Origin of the sequence: Candidatus Spongiihabitans sp., assembly GCF_965247905.1 — a bacterium.
Classification (GTDB): domain Bacteria; phylum Pseudomonadota; class Gammaproteobacteria; order Arenicellales; family Poriferihabitantaceae; genus Spongiihabitans.
Genome location: NZ_OZ252047.1, coordinates 2,666,951 through 2,685,831, shown reverse-complemented (window position 1 = coordinate 2,685,831; position 18,881 = coordinate 2,666,951). Strand labels below are relative to the sequence as shown.

Below are 18,881 nucleotides of genomic sequence, written 5' to 3'. Positions count from 1 at the left end.
CCGCCACATTTGACGGCGGTGGCGACCGCCGCACCGTCAGTCGTGTCGACCGGATGCAGGGACAGGTCGCGACCTGTCCCTACGGCGTGAAATGGTGTCGCCGTGACCGCCGCCCCCGACCGCCGCCCCCGACCCCCATCGTCATTATCGGGCTTGACCCGATAATCCAGTGAAACATGTGCGGCGATAGCCGCTCCACATACGACGGCGGTTTTGGCGTTCGCGCTCCCGACGATTTTTTCCCGCCCCTGTTTTCACAGGGGTGACGTTCTTTCGCGGGAATGACGGGCCTGGGACGGCGGTGCTAACTTAACATTTCCTCAAATTCTTTTTCTGATTGTGCGGCTTCACGCATGAGCCAATCTCTGAATGCTGCAATTTGCGGTTCGCTTTCGCGTCCCGGAACGCAAACGAAAAAATAGGATACGGCTGACTTGCTTTTAACCTCCGGAAACAACTGCACCAGGCGACCCGCTTTAACATCATCGAGGACATGGGCACTGCGAGCCAGGGCAACCCCTTGATCGTCGATGGCCGCCTGAAGCGCCAGACTGGTTTGAGGGAATTGCGTGCCTTTAGGCATTTTTCTAACCACCACATCGGCGTCCTTGAACCAATCACGCCACCTTTGCAAAATGTCCACGGCATTGCGGCGTAAAAGAGGAAGGGTTAACAAATCTTCAGGATTTTCCGGTACACCGTATTGTTCGAGGAAGTGCGGACTGCACACCGGGAAAACATATTCTTGCAGCAGCAGTTCTTCATAGAGATTCCCCCAACGCCCATAACCGAGGCGGATACCCACATCGGCTTTTTCCGAATCGAAAACAATAAGTTCATCTGAGGTTGATATCCACACGTCGATATCAGGATATTCATGGTTGAAGTGACCGAGCCGCGGCACCAGCCATTTGAAGGCAAAAGATTGCAACAGAGTGACTCGAAGGGCCGACGGGTTTTCGCCTTTTTCGGTGATCGCTTCCAGGGTTGAGGTGATGCGGCGGATAAAATCTCGCACCACGGGCACCACAGCGTGCCCGGCTTCGGTAAGCACGATATGCCGCCCACGACGCTCAAATAACTTGAAGTCCCACAGATCTTCGATGTGCTTGATCTGGTGGCTAATGGCGCTTTGGGTGACAAACAGCTCCTCGGCCGCGCGGGTATAGCTCAGGTGCCGGGCGACCGCTTCCAAGGCGCGCATGGCCGCCATCGGCGGGAATCGAATTGCCATATTTAATGCCGAGTTAATTTAATGCTGCTAATAACACGGGATAATACATGAATAATTACTCATGTATAGTATGAAAAACTTTCGTTTGTCTGCAAGGGATTATTCTCTTATATTCTAACCATCAGCTAATACATAGCAAAATAAACTTAAACAATAACTTTAGTGAGGCAGAGAAATGGCAAACGAATTATTTATCCGAGTGGGCGTTGCGTGCGTCGGGGCGCTCACATTATTAACCATCATCATGTTGTTAGTCAATTAGGAGGCTAATTATGAAAAATACTGTAAAAATGAAAGCAGACTCAAATGTGGTGCGCGGCGAATTCGGTCGCGGAATATTGGCTCAAGCGACTCGGGCGTTTCATCGGGTCAGGGCCGTGATTGAACGCAAAAAAGCGATTCGTCACTTGAACAGCCTGTCCGACAGAATGTTGCGCGATATCGGTGTCGAGCGTTATCAGATTCATGAATTGGTGCGCGCCCGTGGCACATTGACACAACTGGCCGCACAACCAGCCCACCAACCCACCAACCAACCAGATGCAGCCGCGGGTTTGCGACGAGCCGCATAAAGTTTTTATCTTCCGGTTTTTATCCTCCATTGGTGTTTATCACTCAGGACGTTCTCCCCGAACGTCCTTTTTTTTGCGTGCGCAGTGGCAAATCGGCGATCGCCTGAAATAGCGCTTATTAATTGGCCGAGAAATCAATCCAGCAAACCTGCTACCATTCCCGGCATGATTATTCGCCGCCGCCTTTATGCTCTGGATTAAGGCTTTTCACATTATTTTCATGGTGGCCTGGTTTGCCGGGCTGTTTTATTTGCCGCGGCTGTTTGTCTACCACGCTCAGGTTAATGATCGGGCCGACGACCAAATCAGCAACGATAGGTTCAAGGCGATGGAGCAAAAACTGTTTTTTGGGATTATGACCCCGGGCGCGATTCTGACCATTGTATTTGGGTTGTGGCTGTGGCTGGGTTATGGTTTTTCCGGAAACTGGCTCAATATAAAGCTGTTGCTGGTGGCGCTGGTCATTGCTCACCACGCGTGGTGCTATAAAACATTGGTTGCGTTTCGCAATGATGCCAACGCGCATGGCCCGGGTTTTTATCGTTGGATGAATGAGTTGCCGGTACTGCTCCTGGCCGGGATTGTCATACTGGTCGTGGTCAAGCCTTTTTGAATGTTTTCCATCGCGCTGTATCAGCCTGAGATTCCCCCCAACACCGGAAATATAATTCGCCTGTGCGCGAATACCGGTTGTCAGTTAAACCTTATTGGGCCTTTGGGGTTCAGTATGCACGAAAAACAATTACGCCGGGCCGGCCTGGATTACCATCAGTATAGCGCGGTTAAATCCTGGGAAAACTGGCGCCAGTTTCATCAACAAGCCAGCGGCCGATTGCTGTCCGTTTCGACCAGGAATCAGCGGCATTACAGCGACTTCAATTACCAACCCGGGGATGTTCTTCTATTCGGCTCGGAAAGCCATGGGCTGCCCGAGGAAATTCGAGCGCAAGTTGAAGTTGAAAACCGACTGACCATTCCCATGCAAAAGAACAGTCGCAGCCTGAATCTATCGAACAGCGTTGCGATTGTGGTGTATGAAGCCTGGCGTCAACACGGATTTTCGGGGAAGCATTGATTGTGCTGGGCAGGCAAGCCGCAAGCGACAATCCGATTCCGCTCAATCAGATTCCGCTCGGGGGTTTCGTTGCAGCAATAACTGCACCGCAGTCGCGGGGTCGTGGTCTTGGTGAATGATGCGATAGACTTGCTCGGTAATCGGCAGGTCCACATCAATATTTTTGCTGATTTCAAACAATTTCCGTACCGTATTGATGCCCTCAATTTCCTGTCCGATCTCGGCGATGGCTTCGGCTTTTGATGTGCCGGCGCCGAGCGCCAATCCAAATCTGCGGTTGCGCGACTGGTCATCGGTACAGGTCAGGATTAAATCCCCAACCCCGGTGAGGCCCATAAAGGTCTCTGCTTTGCCGCCAAGCGCTAATCCCAGTCGGGTGAGTTCCGATAATCCTCGGGTAATCAATGCGGCCCTGGCATTTGCCCCGTAGCCCAAGCCATCGCTTATCCCGGCGGCAATGGCCATCACGTTTTTTATCGCGCCGCCGAGCTGTACGCCCACCAAGTCATCGCTAAAATACACGCGCGTGGTTGGTGTGCGAAACCAACTCGCCATGTTTTCGGCATTCGCATTGGAGCGACATGCCAAGGTTAATGCAGTTGGCAGGGAATTCGCCGTCTCTTTGGCAAAACTGGGCCCGGAAATGACGCCGCACCGAACCGAATGACCCAGCACTTCATCGGCGGCCTCGCTTAACAGGCCTCCGCTGGCCGGGTCGAATCCTTTTGTGCCCCAAATTACCGTCGCGTCGGCTAACTGAAATCCGTGGTTAAGAATATGGTGTTTAAGATTTTCCAGCGTCGGTCGAAAACCATGACTTGGCACCGCTACGACGAAACAAAGGCCATCGTTCCCGATGCGTTGAAAATCAGGTTGGATTTCGAGGTTGCGGGGAAACGCAATGCCCGGCAGATACCGGGCATTGGCGCGCGCTTTTGCCATCTTCTCCATGGCTTCTGTATTTCTTCCCCACAATAAAACGCGCTCGATATTGTGGCACAGCAGAATCGCCAGCGCGGTGCCCCATGAACCCGCTCCGATAACGGTTACGCGCTCAGGCCGCATTTGTCTGATCAATGAAAAAGTGGTGGGTTAATTCGGCTTGTCCGTTACTTCGGCGGCGGCGGTTTGTGCGATTGCCAGTTCCTGCTTTTTGCGGAACAACGCGCCGAAATTTACCGGCGGCAGCAGGAATGCGCTGAACCCGCCCTTGGTGATCAAACTATTCAACTCTTCGCGCGCAAAGGGCAGCAGAATATGCGGGCAGGTTACCTCGATAACCGTTTGACGCTTGTCAGTATCTGAATGCTGGATTTGAAAAACGCCGGCTTGATGTATTTCCGCAAGGTACAGGACAATGTCCTCGTGTTTTGTGGTCACGGTAACTTTTAAGACGATGTCATAAATCCCCAAATTTTCATCAATCAAGGTGTAAGTAACCCCGGTCTGGATATCGAAAGCGGGTTTCACATCGGTGCGCGTGAAGATGACTGGCGTTGACGGGGCTTCGAAAGACACGTCCTTAAGGTACACTTTTTTGGTGTCGAATATGGCGATGGTTTGGTCGGCGGCGGCGCCTCCGGGTTTTGCATCAGTTTTGTTTTTGGCCATGGTTTATGGGTGGTTGATGTTCATACATGTTGTGCAGGTCAGCTTTTCACCAACGGCAAGTTGTCTTTTCTCCAGGCCGCCAAACCGCCGGACAGCACATAGATATCGGAGAATTCATTGTTTTTTAAAATGGCGACCGCCTTTCTGGAATTAGCGCCGGTATCACAGGTAAGCACGATGGGTTTGCTCTTGTGCTTCTTTAATTTCCCGATGGAATCGCCGAGCCGCCCGAACGGTAAATTGATGGCTTGGGAAATGTGCCCATTCTTGAATCTGTCTGCTTCATTGACATCGACTATTACCGCGTTTTCACGCGATTGCAGCTGAGGCAGCTGTGCAGGCGTCACTGATTTGGAGCCGCCCGCGCCGCGTGTGCCCGGATCAAAACTCAGTAACAAGATGATGACAAAGAGCGTGGCAAATAAATACCAGTACTCGGTCATAAATTCGATATACATTTTAAAATCAAATGGAAAAATTTCGGGAATTCTACAGCAAGTCAACCTCTCGGCGTCAACCTCTCGGCGTCAACCCCTCGGCGCGGTCAGATGCGGAGACAGTTTGGGCCGTGGAAGCATGAGCGTCGCTGGATAAAAAGCCCATTATACACCAGCCCGGATAGCATGAGGATTTAGGCGTCAATCCAAATTGGCAATGCAACCCATACAAGCGGCTTAAAGAAGCGCTGAATAATGCTATCCTCGCGTTATCAGAGCAAGAAAATCCAATCAGGCAATTTTGCTCGCATAGGCTTGTGCTCATCAGGATACTCTGAGAACGCCCTGAGTACATTATGAGGACATTCTGAATTAAGCGGAGTTTTCTTAAGATTTGTTTGATAATGCAGCGCGGTTATTGCCGCGAAAATGTAAGGTGAAATAGTGAAAGATATAAAACAGCAGGTTATAAAACGGCAGGTTATAAAACGGCAGGTTATAAAACAGCGGCATAGAATCGGATTTTTGTCGGCGCTGATTTTTGTGGCCGGCGCGACTTCGGTGTTGCCCATCCAGGCACAATCCCAAGAGCAAACTCAAGCGCAGGCACCGAGCTCTCTGCCCCTAGATGACCTGCAGCTTTTTTCGGAAGTGTTTGGCAGGATTAAGAGCGAGTATGTCGATGAAGCCGATGACGCCACGCTGTTGCGCGATGCGATTCGGGGTATGTTGGCTGGATTGGATGCCCATTCCCTGTTTTTAGAGCCCGACGACTTCGAACAAATTAAAATCACCACTGAGGGTAAATTTGGCGGACTTGGCATCGAAGTGACCACGGAAGACGGGTTAATCAAGATAATCACGCCCATTGACGGCACCCCTGCATTTGATGCCGGCGTTAAGCCTGGCGATTTAATATTGATGATTGATGATGTCTCAGTGCGTGGACTGAGCCTGGAAGATGCGGTGGACAAAATGCGTGGCGATCCGGGATCTAAAATCAAACTCACCATTTTTCGGGAGGGTGTAAGCGATCGTTTGGACATTAAACTGGTGCGCGCGATCATTAAAATAAACAGCGTCAGGGGCGAGATTCTGGAGAACGGTTTTGGCTATGTCAGACTATCCCTCTTTCAAAGCGGAACGGCGCAAAGTTTGCGCTTAAAAATAAAACAATTAAACAAATTAAGCGAAGGCGGCTTGAATGGGTTGGTGCTGGACCTGCGCAACAATCCCGGCGGGGTGCTCATGGGCGCGGTGCAAGTAAGCGACATGTTTCTCGTCGAGGGTGAGATCGTTTCCACACGAGGCAGAACCGCAGCCTCAGGCCAAAGTTTTGTGGCGCGCCCCGATGATGTGATTGATGATGCGCCCATGGTGGTATTGGTCAACGGCGGCTCTGCGTCGGCTTCGGAAATTGTCGCCGCCGCTTTGCAAGACCATCAGCGCGCCATCATAATGGGGACAAAAACATTTGGCAAAGGGTCGGTGCAAACGGTGATCCCGATGAATAATGGCGGCGCGCTCAAACTCACAACCGCGAGATACTACACGCCGTCGAACCGATCCATTCACGATAAAGGCGTTGTGCCGGATATCACGGTTGAACAGGATGAAGCCATCCACAATCAAGAACAGCAAATCAGCGAATCTGATTTAGCCAGGCATTTGGAAAACGGCGAACCCGAAGACGATCCAGAGGATGAGAAGAAAATTCAACTGTTAGAGCGCATTAACAAAGATCATCAACTTCGAGAAGCGTTGAACATGCTAAAAGGAATGTCACTGGTAAAACGAAGACATCAGGTTATTGGCGAATAAGCCATTGGCGGGCATGCGCGCTTAATCCGCTTTGTTTCGTTTTCGGCGGTCACGCCATTTTCGCAACCAAGAGATGATCGAAAGATAACCGCGCCGCGCCCATTGGAAGTCGATGGATAATATCAACAACCCCAGTGGTATCATCCACAAACCGAGCATGGGCAAGAACCAAAACAGTCCACCCATTAATAGCAATACCCCGAGAATTTGTCTCGGTAAAACCGGCATGGACTTAACGTATTTAAAAAGCGGTTTTAGTCGGTGATTCACTGGAACGGTTAGCAGGCGTATTTGGCGCGGGTTTATTCAGTATGGCATAACGTATGATTATAGGTTGTATCATAAATAATCCAAACAAAAACATGAAATACAGATTCACTAAAATGCAATCCCTCGGCAATGATTTTGTGATGCTCAATGGAGTCGTTGAGCGCATCGAAATGACACCGACGATTGCCAGGCATATCGCCGATCGTCATTTCGGAATTGGTTGCGATCAGATTTTGGTTGCACAACCGATTGCACAACCGCATTCCGGCAAGCGTATCAATAAAAGTGGGTATCGATTGAGAATATTCAATAGCGATGGCAGCGAGGTTGGGCAATGCGGCAATGGCGCGCGATGTTTCGCCCGATATTTGCACGACCAGGGATTATCGGATCAGGCAACTATCGAGGTGGAGACAAAAACCACCGCATTGCAGTTGCGCCTGAATCAGGACGACACCGTTACCGTGGCTATGGGCTCGCCGGAGTTTGCGCCGCAAAAAATACCCTTGACGGTTGCCGGGCAATTGCCGAGTTACCACGCCACTACCGAGTTCGGGGAGGTGGAATTTAGCGCGCTATCCCTGGGCAACCCACACGGTGTCATTCAGGTGGATAGCGTAGAAAATGCAGATGTTCAGACCATCGGGCCGTTGTTGGAGAATCATCAGTTGTTCCCAGAGCGGGCCAATATTGGCTTCATGCAAATCGTTTCACGCCGGGAAATAAAACTTCGAGTGCATGAACGCGGCGCCGGAGAAACTTTGGGGTGCGGAAGCGGCGCCTGCGCTGCCGTGGTGTCCGGAATCCGCAGCGGCTTGCTCGATTCCCGGGTTGAAGTTGCCTTGCCCGGCGGACGCGCCCGGGTTGATTGGCTAGGCGCGGAATCCCAGATTTATCTAACCGGCCCGGTGCATACGGTTTACCAAGGCAGCATAGAAATCTAATATATTCGGATCATGCAGGGGTGGGCTACAAACCCACCCTGCATTGCTGGATTGCCGATAAAAGACTTCGGGAATAACGGCGGGTGTGGTGTTATTTTTCCACCGTCATTATCGGGCTTGACCCGATAATCCAGTCAAATTATGCGGCGCAAGCCGCACCACAGTCAACGACGCGAAGGATTGGCGACGCCCTCATTACGCCGGGTATTAAGCGGATTTAACCGATATGGGCGGATAATTCCGCGACCCGGTTGCCAGCCGTCAGGCAACCCGGCTCGTGACTATTTCAAGGCAACTGGTATCTCGCAAATCGGTATGGGCTGCATTTTGTGTTGGTTTGCCTGGTGCAGTCGCCGATAAATTTTTAGCACTGCGCGCTGACGCTCGGAAAGGTTATTTGTATTGTCAACCTCATCATAATCCATGGCCCATTCGAGTTCATGGTAACTCGCCCCCAATTGATCTTCATCGCTTCGCTCATCCCCCCACAACCCATCCGACGGTTTCGCGTTCATGATTTCTTCGCTTACTCCCAGAGTCCCCCCGAGGGCATAGACTTCGGTTTTATTCAAATCTGCGATGGGACTCAGATCGACTCCGCCATCGCCGTATTTGGTATAAAAACCGACTCCAAAATCTTCAACTTTATTACCGGTGCCCGCGACCAGATAGTTGCTTAATCCGGCGAAATAATATAAAGCGGTCATGCGTAGTCGGGCGCGGGCATTGGCCAAAGATAAAAGACGCTCTTCGTTTTTGTTTTCGATTGCGGGCATGGCGTTGGCGAAACTGTCAAATACCGGCGTCAAATCAATCCGCATGGATGACACATTGGAAAAGTTCGCCGCCAACATATCGATATGCGCGCGCGCGCGGGCAAGGTGCGAGCGCGCTTGATGAATCGGCATTTCGAGGCACAGGACAGGAAGCCCGGTTTTGGCGGCAAGCGCGGAAGTCACCGCGGAATCGATTCCCCCCGACACGCCAACCACAAACCCACAGGCGCACGATTTGTTCGCATAGACGGTCAGCCAGTTGACAATATGAGAGGCGACGGCTTCGGTTTTCATGGATGCGATTTTTCGTGATGGGTTGTCAACATTACATTCTTAAATTCATTTACAGTTTAATATTTATTGGGTCGGCATATAATTTACCGGCTTTCCACAGCGCAACCGGATTTTTTATTTCTTTGACGATGATTGGTGATTCTTTATTCCCTTTTCCAACATTGGAAACCAATAGAATTGTATACATATTTCCCCTATTAGAATTATGTAATTCTGTTGCCCAGTTCCATTGTGTTCCTGATATTTGAAATAGTTGTGGCACCTCGTCAGTTTTGCTTTTGACTTCAAAGTAAGTAATATCTTCGTCATTCTTTCTTATTACAAAATCGTAGCCCTTTCCGGCATTTCCGTTTTTATTTAGCCAAACCACTTTGTTCTTTGGGTATTTTTTCACCAAGTGTCTGTACGCGAGCTCTTCTCCACAATCACCTATCGCTTTACTATCTTTAGGTTTATCAGAATTCCCATCATTCCCCCTTTCTTTTCCACTCTTCTCATTATCTGTATCCTTTATTTCAGAATTTGTATCTTGGCCAGATAAATCCTCTTGTCTGTGTCTTGGTGATTCTGATTGGTCCTCAATGATAATTACATCATCTAGATCTGTTTCTGGAGTCCAGACTGATTCTTCAGTATTTCCATCTGCATCACTGTGTACTCTCTTCCATTCCTTAAATTCTTCATACTCTTCGTTATCCACCACTTTTAGTCCGGTTTCTTCTTCAAATTTTGCAACTTTATCCAGCTTAAGCCCAAGCACTTTAACGAGCTTTTCGCTGTCATCATTTTCTTTTTGGTAATCATTGCTCATATCATCCAAAGTTATTTGATCTATGGGCTTCACGATTAATTTCCCATCCTTGTCATATAGCCACGAACTTTCATGTAAAGCATCCATAGCCCTTGATGTTTTCTCTTCACTCTTATTGTATGTATTGTTTAGGTTTCTTGTCATTTCTGTATAGCCTTTTAGCTTGTTGGTATGTTTAAGCAATGCCGACCACAAGAATACAGATTTTTCGGCAGTTATATTTTCCAGACAAAAATCTAAACCATGTATGTCAAACTTTGGATTAAATCCATTAACACTTCTTTCGTGCGAACCATGAAAATGAACATTGATATAATCAGTGCCAGACATTTTTAAATCATATCGAACACCTAGGCTTTCCAGAAACTTCCTGCTATTTTCTGTTAATTGAATTCCCACTTGGAGGAAATAAATATCGTCATCTAGATTGCCCTCAAACCAAGACAATAACCTATTATTCTCACAAAAATACACTTCAGCAGGTTTTTGATAAGAGATTGACTTACTTTGATTTATGCATCGCGCAAATTGCGATTGCTTTAGTAAATCCGCAACCTCAATTTTTCGGTACTTATTGGAATGCGACCAAATTTCTAGTACTCTATTTAAGTCATCTATATATTTATTTTTTGTAACCTCTAAGCATTCTTTATGGTATTTTTTAACAATAAATTCTCTGATTTCTGCAACGTCGTCTGGTTTTGTTATTCCGAGCTTTTCTAAAAATATTCTTGCCTTTTTATTTTTAGCAATAGATCTTTTAACAGTTTTGAATCTTGACCTGCCCCTAGTCGGTAAATATACCTGCACTTTACCTGAATCATTTTCTGGGCAAATATACGTGCCATTCTCTACACGAATAATAGGGCGTTTTAGCAAAACGTGGTGTAAAGCGGTATTATCTGTAATATTTGCATAAAATTTAACGAGCCAATTGTCAGACTTTTCTTTAATGAAGTCTTTATCAATACCTTGACAAAAACCCTCCAAAGTTTTTTCAGATACTTCTAACTCATCCATCAAATATTCTCGTAATGCTGGCATTCTATCTCTTGTAATATCTGTATCTAGCCAATATTTTTTCTCAAATAAATACAAACAATCTTTTTGCTTTAATAAATCAGTGAGTTTTTTCTCTCGGGCTAATATAGCGTTTTGTGCAGTGATCCAGCCTTTGTTATTGGTTGGTAATAGCGGATTTATTTTTAATGTGTCTTTAACTTTCTGGAATGCCGAACTATATAATGAATGTGTCTTTTCCGAATCAATAGGCAACAAAGTCAAAAAATCAACATCCAATAACCCTTTATTTTTAATTGATTGGATGCTCTCAGCTATTAACATTGATAATTCGTTTGTAATAATCTGATTCTGATCGTCATCGAAAGGAATTGTCTCTCTACCGGGAGTGGTTTTATAAGGCGCGTGAACTAAAAACTTTAACCCTGTTTGCACCTCTGTCGGAAAAAACACAAATAATTTGGCGTCATGCACTGGAACAACGGTATCGCCATCATCGGTATTTAACGAATAAGCAACTACTATATTTAGTTTGGTGCTTTCTATGGTTTTTTTAAATATCAGATAATCTCTCGTGCTGTCTTGTTCATTAACCCGCGAGATCAGGCTGGCTTTATCTTCCTTGATTTCAGCAAGATAATGACCCTTGTCTGATTCTGTACTCCACTGAATCTTTTTAATATTTCTCAAAAATAATAATGACTCAGACTCTAACTTTTGTAATCGATTCGATATTTGTTCATAGGCTTTGTCGGGTGTTATATCGGGATGGTTGAATGGAAGACATATTACCGTCCCATGTTTTTCTTCGTTATTTAAAGGTTCGACTATTTCTGGAACGATAAAATCAACAATTTCAAAATGAAAATCACTCGAATGAATACTTGGCGTTTCCGTTATTGCAAAAACAGATTTGAAGCCGGCCCCAAAAGTACCGATTGCATTAACATCGTCTTTTTTCGCAGATGCGTTTATTGCTGTTATCGATTTAACATCATCGAAATCAAATAATTTCTCGCCATTGTGCTGAAATTTTAATGACTTCCGGCGCAAGTTGAATATAACTTCTGATGCCCCTGCATCATCCGCATTTTGCAAAAGTTCATAGATAAAATGGGATGGGTCAGAATACATCCCCGCAATTATGGTGTGAGAATTGTCGTTATTCTTTTCGCACGACTCAACATGTTTTCGTCTCTCTTTTGTTAATTCTTCTAAATTTTTCATATCTCTCACTTCTTCTTTATTAGACAAGGGCGGTTTTTACGGCGTTGATTATCTTCATTTGGTCGTCTAGATGCAGGTAGGGGTGGATGGGCAGGCATTATATATCTAAATCCGCAAAATCGCTTAATCAAAAGGCGGTATCAAGTCGGGAGCACTCGCGTAGATTTATTGCCAGCAGCCATGAAAGAATTCTCGTTGTATTGGAATAAACGTATTCACGGCCGGCAAGTTTTTGTTCTGGCTGCGGTGACCGCAAAAACATTCTCGCGTTGTTGGATTAGGTTGCGTCTGCTAATATCAAACCTCGCATCTCACCTTTCCTTCATCGGTGAAGTTGCACTTAAGATTTGAATCCAAGACCTAAAACAAATCGCGGCACCGCTCTATCACGCCAAGGGCTGGATGAAATTTCTCGCGGTCATGATGATTATCATGGGCGCAATGATGGCGCTGAGCGTCGTCGGACTGATCATCGCTTGGCTGCCGATATGGATGGGCGTGGTGTTGTTCCAAGCGGCCGGCAAAGCCGACGGCGCCTATGTCGGCGAAGACGAGGAGTTGTTGGTCGCGTCGCTGGCGAAGGTCAAACTATTTTTCATCATCAACGGCGTGCTGATGCTGATCTATGTCGTGATGATGGTCATGATGATGTTCGGCGGCATGGCGTCGATGTCGATGTGGCACATGTAACATCGCCGCGGCCGTTTTTGCCATGCCGTCCCCGTCATTCCGTGCTTGACACGGAATCCAGTAAAAAATCCAGCGGCGATAGCCGCTGACATTATGGTTTTGTGTCCCGCTTACGTGGGACGAATGTTCTACTGGATTCCTGCCCCTGTTTTCACAGGGGTGACGTTCTTTCGCAGGAATGACGGACCTGGGGGACGTCACCGTCACCTTCGCCACCGCATTGCTAAAGCAAGCAACGCTGCACCGCTTTGCGCCATCCATCAAGACAGCGCTGCCTGGTTTTTGCATCCATCTCGTGCTCGAAGGATTTTTCTTGCCGCCATTTTTTGGCGAGGTCGTCTATGGATTCGAACAAGCCGATTTGCAGTCCGGCCAAATAAGCCGCGCCCAGAGCGGTGGTTTCGGTAATCGTCGGTTTGCGGATGCGGGATTGGGTGATGTCGGACAAAAATTGCAGCAGCCAGTCATTGGCGGCCATGCCGCCGTCCACGCGCATGTCGGATCTCATGGCGGCGCGGCGCAAGCCGCTGTCTTCGAGCATGGTGCCGAGCAGGTCGTGGGTTTGATAGCACACCGACTCGATGGCGGCGCGCACCAAGTCCGATGCGCTGGCGTCTCGGGTCAACCCGCTGACCATTCCGCGCGCCTCGGTATTCCAATGCGGCGCGCCCAAGCCGGTGAATGCCGGCACCATGTACACGCCCAAGCAGCGGCCGTGGCGGGCTTCGGAATGCTGCAAATGCCGGTCGATTTCGTTGGTGTCCTGGATGATGCCGAGGCCATCGCGCAGCCACTGGACCGCGGTGCCGGCGTTGAATATGGCGCCTTCGAGGGCATAGGTGGTGTGGTCGCCGAGACGATAGCCGATGGTGGTCAGCAGTTTGTTGCGCGAGCGCATTGGCTGGTGGCCGGTGTTCATCATCATGAAGCAGCCGGTGCCGTAGGTGCTTTTCACCATGCCGGGCTTGAAGCAGGTTTGCCCAATCAGCGCGGCTTGCTGATCGCCGGCCACGCCGGCGATGGCTAATTCGACGCCGAGCACGGCTTTGTCCGTGACGCCGAAATCGTCCGCGCAGTTTTTGACTTCCGGCAGCAGCGCCTGCGGCACATTGAATAACCGCAGCAAGTCGGTGTCCCAAGTGCCGGAATGGATATTGAACAATAAGGTTCGGCTGGCGTTGGTGGCGTCGGTAAGGTGGCGTTTGCCGCCAGTCAGCCGCCAGATGAGATAGGTGTCCACGGTGCCAAAAGCAAGCCGTCCGGACTGCGCTTTTTGCCGGGCGCCGGCGACGTTATCCAGAATCCAGCCGATTTTCGTGGCCGAGAAATAGGGGTCGAGCAACAACCCGGTTTTGTCGGCGACCTCGTTGGCAACGCCAGCGCGGGCGAGTTTTTCGCACGCCGCCGCGGTCCTGCGATCTTGCCAGACGATGGCGTTGTAAATCGGTTTCCCGCTTTGCCGATCCCAGATGAGGGTGGTTTCCCGTTGGTTGGCGATGCCGACCGCGGCGATGGTTCCGCGCGCGGCCGCGCTGGCGATGGCCTGCTTGCAGGCATCAAGGGTGGTGCGCCAGATTTGTTCTGGATCATGCTCGACGCGGACAACGTTGGCATCGCCGGCATCGCCGACATCGTCAGGATAAGATGGCTTAAACGCGTGCTGGGCGATAGAGACAATTTCGTTTTGCGCGCTGAACACCATGGCGCGCGAGCTGCTGGTGCCTTGGTCTAGACTGAGAATAAGCGGCGAGTCGCGCATGATCGGATTGGCATCACTGATTAAATCGCGAAGCGACTAATCCGCAATCGCCAAACTGCTGAATCACGGCGCGGTTTTTGCCATGGACGGCATTATGTCGCGGGCGCAGGATGCGCAGGAGCGACCACCGCCACCAGCGCATCAGCAAATCGCGCCAACTGGTCATCGTCTTTTATTCCGGCGATGTTGATGCGCCCGCCCGCTACCGCGTAAACCGCATAATCGCGGCGCAGGCGGTCGACTTGGCTATCGTCCAAAATTAGCAGCGAAAACATGCCGCGATGGTCGGCGATAAAATCCCAGCGTGCGCCGCCGGATTTTGCGCGCAGTATCGCGCTCATTTTTTTCCTGATGGAGCGCATGCGCCGACGCATGCCGGTGAGTTCGTCTTCCCAGGATTGACGCAACGCGGCATCGGTCATGATGCGGGCGACAATGGCGGCGCCGTGATCGGGGGGCATGGAATAGGAACTGCGCGCCGTGCTGAGCAGGTGGCCGCGGGCAATGTCCGATACTTCGGGGCTGCCGCCTAACAACAGCGCGCAACCGACCCGGTCGCGATACAGCCCGAAGTTTTTCGAGCAGGAACTGGCCACCACCATGGACTCCACCGCCAAGGCCAAGGCGCGTATGCCATAAGCATCCTCTTCCAGAGAATCCCCAAACCCCTGATAGGCGAAATCCACAAAGGCAAGGAAGCCGTTTTTTGCGCTGAGTGCGGCGATCTCATCCCAGTCCCGCGGCGCAAGTTCCGCGCCCGACGGGTTATGGCAGCAGCCGTGCAATACCACGATGTCGTTTTGACCGAGGGTCGACAACTTGCCCAGCAAGGCATCGCGATTCACGGTTTTGGTTTCGCGATCAAGGTAGGGATAGGCGGCGACATTAAACCCGCTCTGGCGAAATATCGGGTAGTGGTTGCCCCAGGTTGGATCGCTTACCCAAACCGTGCGCTCGCTCGCGATTCGAAATAACATGTCGGACAACATTCGCAATGCGCCGCATCCGCCCGGAGTTTGCACCGCCCGCACCCGATCGCGCACGCCAGAGCGCCCGAAAACCAAGTCCGCGATTTGGCCATTGAACACTTCATCGCCGGCCAAGCCGACATAGGCTTTGGTGGTTTGCGCCTCATGCAGTCTTTGTTCCGCGATGGTGACCGCTGCCATGATTGGGGTTTGGCCTTCCGCATCCCTGAACACGCCGACCCCGACATCTATTTTTTCCACTCGCGGGTCGTCCCGATACATGCCGATCAGTTTGATGATCGGGTCTTGCGGCGCGGCTTCAAATTTTTCAAACATGGGCTTTCTTGATTCAGGTTTTCTTGTTCACAAGTTGTTGTAAGCAATCCATGATTATTTGTCAACCGGGCGGACAAACTCCGGATTCCCCGCCTTGCCTCGGCGGTTCGAAAAGTTAAAAAGTTATGGCATCACCACCTTGGCTTTACTTGCACAGCCTTGAATAAATCTGGATTCTTTAAGGTTCAAGATACTTTAAGGTATAGTGAAATGGTCACAACTAATTGTTCTATAAATGAAAAACAAGCCTGTCATTCGCTGCCGAATTTCGGAGAATAAATTCAGGGCGATTCCACGGCTGTTTTGCCTTGATATCGAGGCTTGCGAAGTCGCACAAATCACCGGCATCTCTGGCCCAGGGACCAGCCGATTGTATACTCAAATCAGACAACACATGGCCGGGCAATGCGAGCGTATGTGTTGTCTGATTCATTGCCCGTTTTGTTCCTTTCCAGCGGTGTTTTAGCGCCGCCCTCTCGGCCGTCATTCTCGCCGCAGGCGGGAATCCAGTTAAATATCTGTCACGCGTAGCGTGACTCTTTTTGGCATCCGGCTTTGCCAGACACAAACCGGCGGCTTCGCCGCAAAGGAGTCCGGCTACGCCGGACGGCATATTCCACTGGATTGCCCGGCCAATAATAATATGGGCCGGGCAATGACGACTCTTATTTGTCGGGCAATGACGACTCTTATTTGTCATTCTCGCCGGCAGGCGGGAATCCAGAGTGGCGTAGCCGCCGGTTGTGTCACGCTTTGCGTGACAATTATTTACCATTGTCCTCTCAAAAGGAGTATTGCCTTCCGATTCACCATTGTCCCCTCAGCCCGTCATTCTCGCCGCAGGCGGGAATCCAGTTAAATATGTCGTCCGGCGTAGCCGGACTCCTTTGAAAGAGTGTGAGTTTCGCTTCAATATGCGCCACGAAAATGGGTGTCAATATCGGGAACTATCAAGGAAAGTTGACAAGCCCCGGATTCACTTGACTTCCCGCATAACTAGCTTACCGCCGACAACAACGAGTTTAAAGTGACGTTTGAGGTCTGATTTTTTAACAAGAGGCACCTTACCACGAGGTTTCGGCATAGCTAACAAAGCGCGGGTGGATTTATCTGTTTGTTTCATTCTTGGCGTTTTGTCAACTTTCCTTGATAGTTCCCTCAATATCTGCTGAAATCTATCCGAAATCGACCGCTTAAAGTATCTTGAACCTTCTTTAATGACGCAAACATCTCTCCAGCAATGGCGTTGTTGGTAAGTTTGATTAGGTGTTTTTGCATTAAAAAATAGAATATATGTTCCCTTGCTCTTGTATCATAATATACTTGGCAATATGATAAATTGATGGGCAAACTAAAAGGCTTTTAATCAGTCGGTGTTACAATCCAAAATTGGATTTCGCGCCAACTAACTATTTCGCCAACTAATATTTATTGAGGAGAATATTATGATGATCAAGCTAAAAGTATTTGTGGCAACGGCTGTGTTGACCCTGTTGCCGATATCACTGGCACAGGCGACCGGCGGAACTTTTCTCACCACGCACGATCTGGGCTTTGGCGGGGCTGAAAATGCTGATCCGATCTCCCCAAACCGCTTCTGGCAGCTCACCGAAAAGACCATGAACCGTCTGGTTCGGCCCTCTGCATCGGGAGAGCCAACGCCCGATCTGGCGGTGTCGTGGTCGGCAAATGAGGCTGCGACCGAATGGACGTTTTTGCTCCGTGCAGGCGTCAAATTTCACGATGGTTCAGATTTTGATGCAGCCGATGTGGTTGATTTGCTGAATCGGATTAAAGATCCTGAGCTCGACTCACCGGTCGCTTCTGTATTGGCGGTGATGGAGAAAGTTGAGGCCATTGATCCTTTGACCGTGAAGATATCACTGTCTGCGGCGCATGCGGATTTTCCCATGCTGATTATGGATTATCGTATTCGGATGACCCCGTCAGGCTCGGGTGACACCATTGCAAAGACCGGCATTGGTACCGGTCCGTTTATTCTGGAAACCCTTGATCCTGAAGGTACCACGGTGCTAAAGGCCAATCCTGACTACTGGGAAGGGGTGCCGGCTGTTGATACCATTAAAATCATCTCCATTCCAGACGCACAGGCCCGAGTCCAGGCGTTGCTTAGCGGCCAAATCGATATGCTGCGTCATATCTCGGCACAAGAGAAGGTGCTGTTCGAAAATAATTCGAAATTTAAAATACAACGGGTCAACACGGGCGACTGGCTGGTGGCTATCGTGTTTAGAACCGACACGGAACCTTTCACCGATGTTCGCGTCCGCAAGGCGTTGCGTATAGCTGCCGATCGCCAGGCTATGATTGATCTGGTGCTTGGCCCCGGTGGCGGTGTTGTCACTTGCGATCACCCGGTATGGACCGGCGATCAATACCGCGCCCAGATCGAATGCCCACAACAAATTGATGAAGCTAAACGGTTGCTGGCTGAAGCGGGCTACCCCGATGGCATTGAAGTCGATGTTGTCACCAGCGACCTTAGAGCCCTGTGGATCGATATGGTCCAGGTTTACCAACAGCAGGTTGCGGCGGCGGGGATTAAGATTAATCTGGTGAAGGCCCCGGCGGACGGATATTGGTCGGATGTTTGGATGAAAGAACCCGCCGTGACCACGAGTTGGGGGCAGCGTCCTGCTGATCAGGCTTTCAATGAAATTTACCGTAGCACGGCTTCCTGGAATGAGAGCTATTGGAAAAGTTCCGATTTTGATCAGAAGCTGGACCAAGCACGCCAGCAACTGGACCGAGAGAAACGCACGGTTCTTTATCAGGACTTGCAGAAAATACTTTTTGAAGAGAGTGGGACATTTATCCCGTTCCATGTCAATCAGGTCGTTGTGACCAGTGCCAGGGTTACAGGGCTGCCGGTAATGTTTGACGATGGCGTTCAATACCACACTGTCAGTGTTGGCGAGTAATACTTGTCCGTTTATTCGTAAGTAATGCAAAGATAGGAGCGCAAGGGGTCTCCTGACGGAGAGCCTTTTGCGTCGTTCACCCAATCAAGGGGAA

General features: G+C 49.7%; 19 protein-coding genes and 1 pseudogene. 8 read left to right on the top strand and 12 right to left on the bottom strand.

The window, feature by feature from the left end; translation table 11 throughout:
* Window positions 1–304: 304 nt before the first annotated feature.
* On the bottom strand, window positions 305–1,204 hold the full coding sequence (gcvA, locus tag ACP158_RS13770; RefSeq protein ID WP_424946681.1) for a transcriptional regulator GcvA: 900 nt from the start codon (window positions 1,202–1,204) through the stop codon (window positions 305–307).
* Between the two features lie 302 nt (window positions 1,205–1,506).
* Here gcvA and ACP158_RS13765 point away from each other — a divergent pair, with 302 nt between their 5' ends.
* The 3 genes from ACP158_RS13765 (at window position 1,507) to ACP158_RS13755 (ending at window position 2,881) form a co-directional block, all read left to right on the top strand.
* The gene (locus tag ACP158_RS13765) at window positions 1,507–1,806 is read left to right on the top strand and encodes a DUF1127 domain-containing protein (RefSeq protein WP_424946680.1); all 300 of its coding nucleotides are present in this window, start codon (window positions 1,507–1,509) and stop codon (window positions 1,804–1,806) included.
* A gap of 187 nt (window positions 1,807–1,993) precedes the next feature.
* A complete protein-coding gene (locus ACP158_RS13760) occupies window positions 1,994–2,419 on the top strand; it encodes a CopD family protein (protein ID WP_424946679.1) in 426 nt (141 codons plus the stop codon).
* Window positions 2,420–2,881: a tRNA (cytidine(34)-2'-O)-methyltransferase gene (locus tag ACP158_RS13755; protein WP_424946678.1), complete on the top strand. Its 462-nt coding sequence runs from the start codon at window positions 2,420–2,422 to the stop codon at window positions 2,879–2,881.
* A gap of 42 nt (window positions 2,882–2,923) precedes the next feature.
* Here ACP158_RS13755 and ACP158_RS13750 read toward each other — a convergent pair whose 3' ends face one another.
* The 3 genes from ACP158_RS13750 to ACP158_RS13740 are packed head-to-tail and all read right to left on the bottom strand — an operon-like array spanning window position 2,924 to window position 4,950.
* A complete protein-coding gene (locus tag ACP158_RS13750) occupies window positions 2,924–3,958 on the bottom strand; it encodes an NAD(P)H-dependent glycerol-3-phosphate dehydrogenase (RefSeq protein WP_424946677.1) in 1,035 nt (344 codons plus the stop codon).
* A gap of 15 nt (window positions 3,959–3,973) precedes the next feature.
* Complete coding sequence (secB, locus tag ACP158_RS13745; RefSeq protein ID WP_424946676.1) at window positions 3,974–4,492, bottom strand: protein-export chaperone SecB; 519 nt, start codon at window positions 4,490–4,492, stop codon at window positions 3,974–3,976.
* A 38-nt stretch (window positions 4,493–4,530) separates the two neighbouring features.
* On the bottom strand, window positions 4,531–4,950 hold the full coding sequence (locus tag ACP158_RS13740) for a rhodanese-like domain-containing protein (protein ID WP_424946675.1): 420 nt from the start codon (window positions 4,948–4,950) through the stop codon (window positions 4,531–4,533).
* A 423-nt stretch (window positions 4,951–5,373) separates the two neighbouring features.
* Here ACP158_RS13740 and ACP158_RS13735 point away from each other — a divergent pair, with 423 nt between their 5' ends.
* Entirely contained in the window at window positions 5,374–6,750 is a 1,377-nt protein-coding gene (locus ACP158_RS13735) for a S41 family peptidase (RefSeq protein ID WP_424946674.1), read from the top strand.
* A gap of 21 nt (window positions 6,751–6,771) precedes the next feature.
* Here ACP158_RS13735 and ACP158_RS13730 read toward each other — a convergent pair whose 3' ends face one another.
* On the bottom strand, window positions 6,772–6,978 hold the full coding sequence (locus tag ACP158_RS13730; protein WP_424946673.1) for a PGPGW domain-containing protein: 207 nt from the start codon (window positions 6,976–6,978) through the stop codon (window positions 6,772–6,774).
* A gap of 134 nt (window positions 6,979–7,112) precedes the next feature.
* Between ACP158_RS13730 and dapF the strand changes: the two genes are divergently transcribed.
* Complete coding sequence (dapF, locus tag ACP158_RS13725; protein ID WP_424946672.1) at window positions 7,113–7,964, top strand: diaminopimelate epimerase; 852 nt, start codon at window positions 7,113–7,115, stop codon at window positions 7,962–7,964.
* A 281-nt stretch (window positions 7,965–8,245) separates the two neighbouring features.
* Here dapF and nadE read toward each other — a convergent pair whose 3' ends face one another.
* Window positions 8,246–9,034 carry an NAD(+) synthase gene (gene nadE / locus ACP158_RS13720; RefSeq protein ID WP_424946671.1) on the bottom strand — a complete coding sequence of 263 codons (789 nt, stop codon included), beginning with the start codon at window positions 9,032–9,034 and terminating at the stop codon, window positions 8,246–8,248.
* 49 nt (window positions 9,035–9,083) lie between these two features.
* The gene (locus ACP158_RS13715) at window positions 9,084–12,119 is read right to left on the bottom strand and encodes a DUF3883 domain-containing protein (protein WP_424946670.1); all 3,036 of its coding nucleotides are present in this window, start codon (window positions 12,117–12,119) and stop codon (window positions 9,084–9,086) included.
* 393 nt (window positions 12,120–12,512) lie between these two features.
* Between ACP158_RS13715 and ACP158_RS13710 the strand changes: the two genes are divergently transcribed.
* Complete coding sequence (locus tag ACP158_RS13710; RefSeq protein WP_424946669.1) at window positions 12,513–12,782, top strand: DUF5362 family protein; 270 nt, start codon at window positions 12,513–12,515, stop codon at window positions 12,780–12,782.
* Between the two features lie 223 nt (window positions 12,783–13,005).
* On the opposite strand, the gene glpK is transcribed toward ACP158_RS13710, so the two are convergent.
* Together glpK and ACP158_RS13700 are read right to left on the bottom strand one after the other, a co-directional pair.
* Window positions 13,006–14,541, bottom strand: a complete 1,536-nt coding sequence (gene glpK / locus ACP158_RS13705; protein ID WP_424946668.1) for a glycerol kinase GlpK — start codon at window positions 14,539–14,541, stop codon at window positions 13,006–13,008.
* Window positions 14,542–14,633: 92 nt separating this feature from the next.
* Window positions 14,634–15,845 carry an aromatic amino acid transaminase gene (locus ACP158_RS13700; RefSeq protein ID WP_424946667.1) on the bottom strand — a complete coding sequence of 404 codons (1,212 nt, stop codon included), beginning with the start codon at window positions 15,843–15,845 and terminating at the stop codon, window positions 14,634–14,636.
* Between the two features lie 235 nt (window positions 15,846–16,080).
* Here ACP158_RS13700 and ACP158_RS13695 point away from each other — a divergent pair.
* A pseudogene (locus ACP158_RS13695) lies at window positions 16,081–16,177 on the top strand (IS1595 family transposase); the annotation flags it as partial.
* Window positions 16,178–16,366: 189 nt separating this feature from the next.
* Here ACP158_RS13695 and ACP158_RS13690 read toward each other — a convergent pair.
* From ACP158_RS13690 to ACP158_RS13680, 3 genes are all read right to left on the bottom strand, one after another.
* The gene (locus tag ACP158_RS13690) at window positions 16,367–16,501 is read right to left on the bottom strand and encodes a hypothetical protein (RefSeq protein ID WP_424946666.1); all 135 of its coding nucleotides are present in this window, start codon (window positions 16,499–16,501) and stop codon (window positions 16,367–16,369) included.
* Window positions 16,502–16,651: 150 nt separating this feature from the next.
* Window positions 16,652–16,783, bottom strand: coding sequence for a hypothetical protein (locus ACP158_RS13685; protein ID WP_424946665.1), 132 nt, complete (start codon window positions 16,781–16,783; stop codon window positions 16,652–16,654).
* Window positions 16,784–16,821: 38 nt separating this feature from the next.
* Window positions 16,822–17,007 carry a hypothetical protein gene (locus ACP158_RS13680; RefSeq protein ID WP_424946664.1) on the bottom strand — a complete coding sequence of 62 codons (186 nt, stop codon included), beginning with the start codon at window positions 17,005–17,007 and terminating at the stop codon, window positions 16,822–16,824.
* Between the two features lie 283 nt (window positions 17,008–17,290).
* Between ACP158_RS13680 and ACP158_RS13675 the strand changes: the two genes are divergently transcribed.
* Entirely contained in the window at window positions 17,291–18,787 is a 1,497-nt protein-coding gene (locus ACP158_RS13675; protein ID WP_424946663.1) for an ABC transporter substrate-binding protein, read from the top strand.
* The last annotated feature ends 94 nt before the right edge of the window (window positions 18,788–18,881 follow it).

What these genes read in the sequence shown, in the direction of transcription:
- gcvA (WP_424946681.1), bottom strand. Translation starts at nt 1,204, where the DNA reads ATGCGCGCCTTGGAAGCGGTCGCCCGGCACCTGAGCTATACCCGCGCG.
- ACP158_RS13765 (WP_424946680.1), top strand. Translation starts at nt 1,507, where the DNA reads ATGAAAAATACTGTAAAAATGAAAGCAGACTCAAATGTGGTGCGCGGC.
- ACP158_RS13760 (WP_424946679.1), top strand. Translation starts at nt 1,994, where the DNA reads ATGCTCTGGATTAAGGCTTTTCACATTATTTTCATGGTGGCCTGGTTT.
- ACP158_RS13755 (WP_424946678.1), top strand. Translation starts at nt 2,420, where the DNA reads ATGTTTTCCATCGCGCTGTATCAGCCTGAGATTCCCCCCAACACCGGA.
- secB (WP_424946676.1), bottom strand. Translation starts at nt 4,492, where the DNA reads ATGGCCAAAAACAAAACTGATGCAAAACCCGGAGGCGCCGCCGCCGAC.
- ACP158_RS13740 (WP_424946675.1), bottom strand. Translation starts at nt 4,950, where the DNA reads ATGTATATCGAATTTATGACCGAGTACTGGTATTTATTTGCCACGCTC.
- ACP158_RS13730 (WP_424946673.1), bottom strand. Translation starts at nt 6,978, where the DNA reads ATGCCGGTTTTACCGAGACAAATTCTCGGGGTATTGCTATTAATGGGT.
- dapF (WP_424946672.1), top strand. Translation starts at nt 7,113, where the DNA reads ATGAAATACAGATTCACTAAAATGCAATCCCTCGGCAATGATTTTGTG.
- nadE (WP_424946671.1), bottom strand. Translation starts at nt 9,034, where the DNA reads ATGAAAACCGAAGCCGTCGCCTCTCATATTGTCAACTGGCTGACCGTC.
- ACP158_RS13710 (WP_424946669.1), top strand. Translation starts at nt 12,513, where the DNA reads ATGATGATTATCATGGGCGCAATGATGGCGCTGAGCGTCGTCGGACTG.
- glpK (WP_424946668.1), bottom strand. Translation starts at nt 14,541, where the DNA reads ATGCGCGACTCGCCGCTTATTCTCAGTCTAGACCAAGGCACCAGCAGC.
- ACP158_RS13700 (WP_424946667.1), bottom strand. Translation starts at nt 15,845, where the DNA reads ATGTTTGAAAAATTTGAAGCCGCGCCGCAAGACCCGATCATCAAACTG.
- ACP158_RS13675 (WP_424946663.1), top strand. Translation starts at nt 17,291, where the DNA reads ATGATGATCAAGCTAAAAGTATTTGTGGCAACGGCTGTGTTGACCCTG.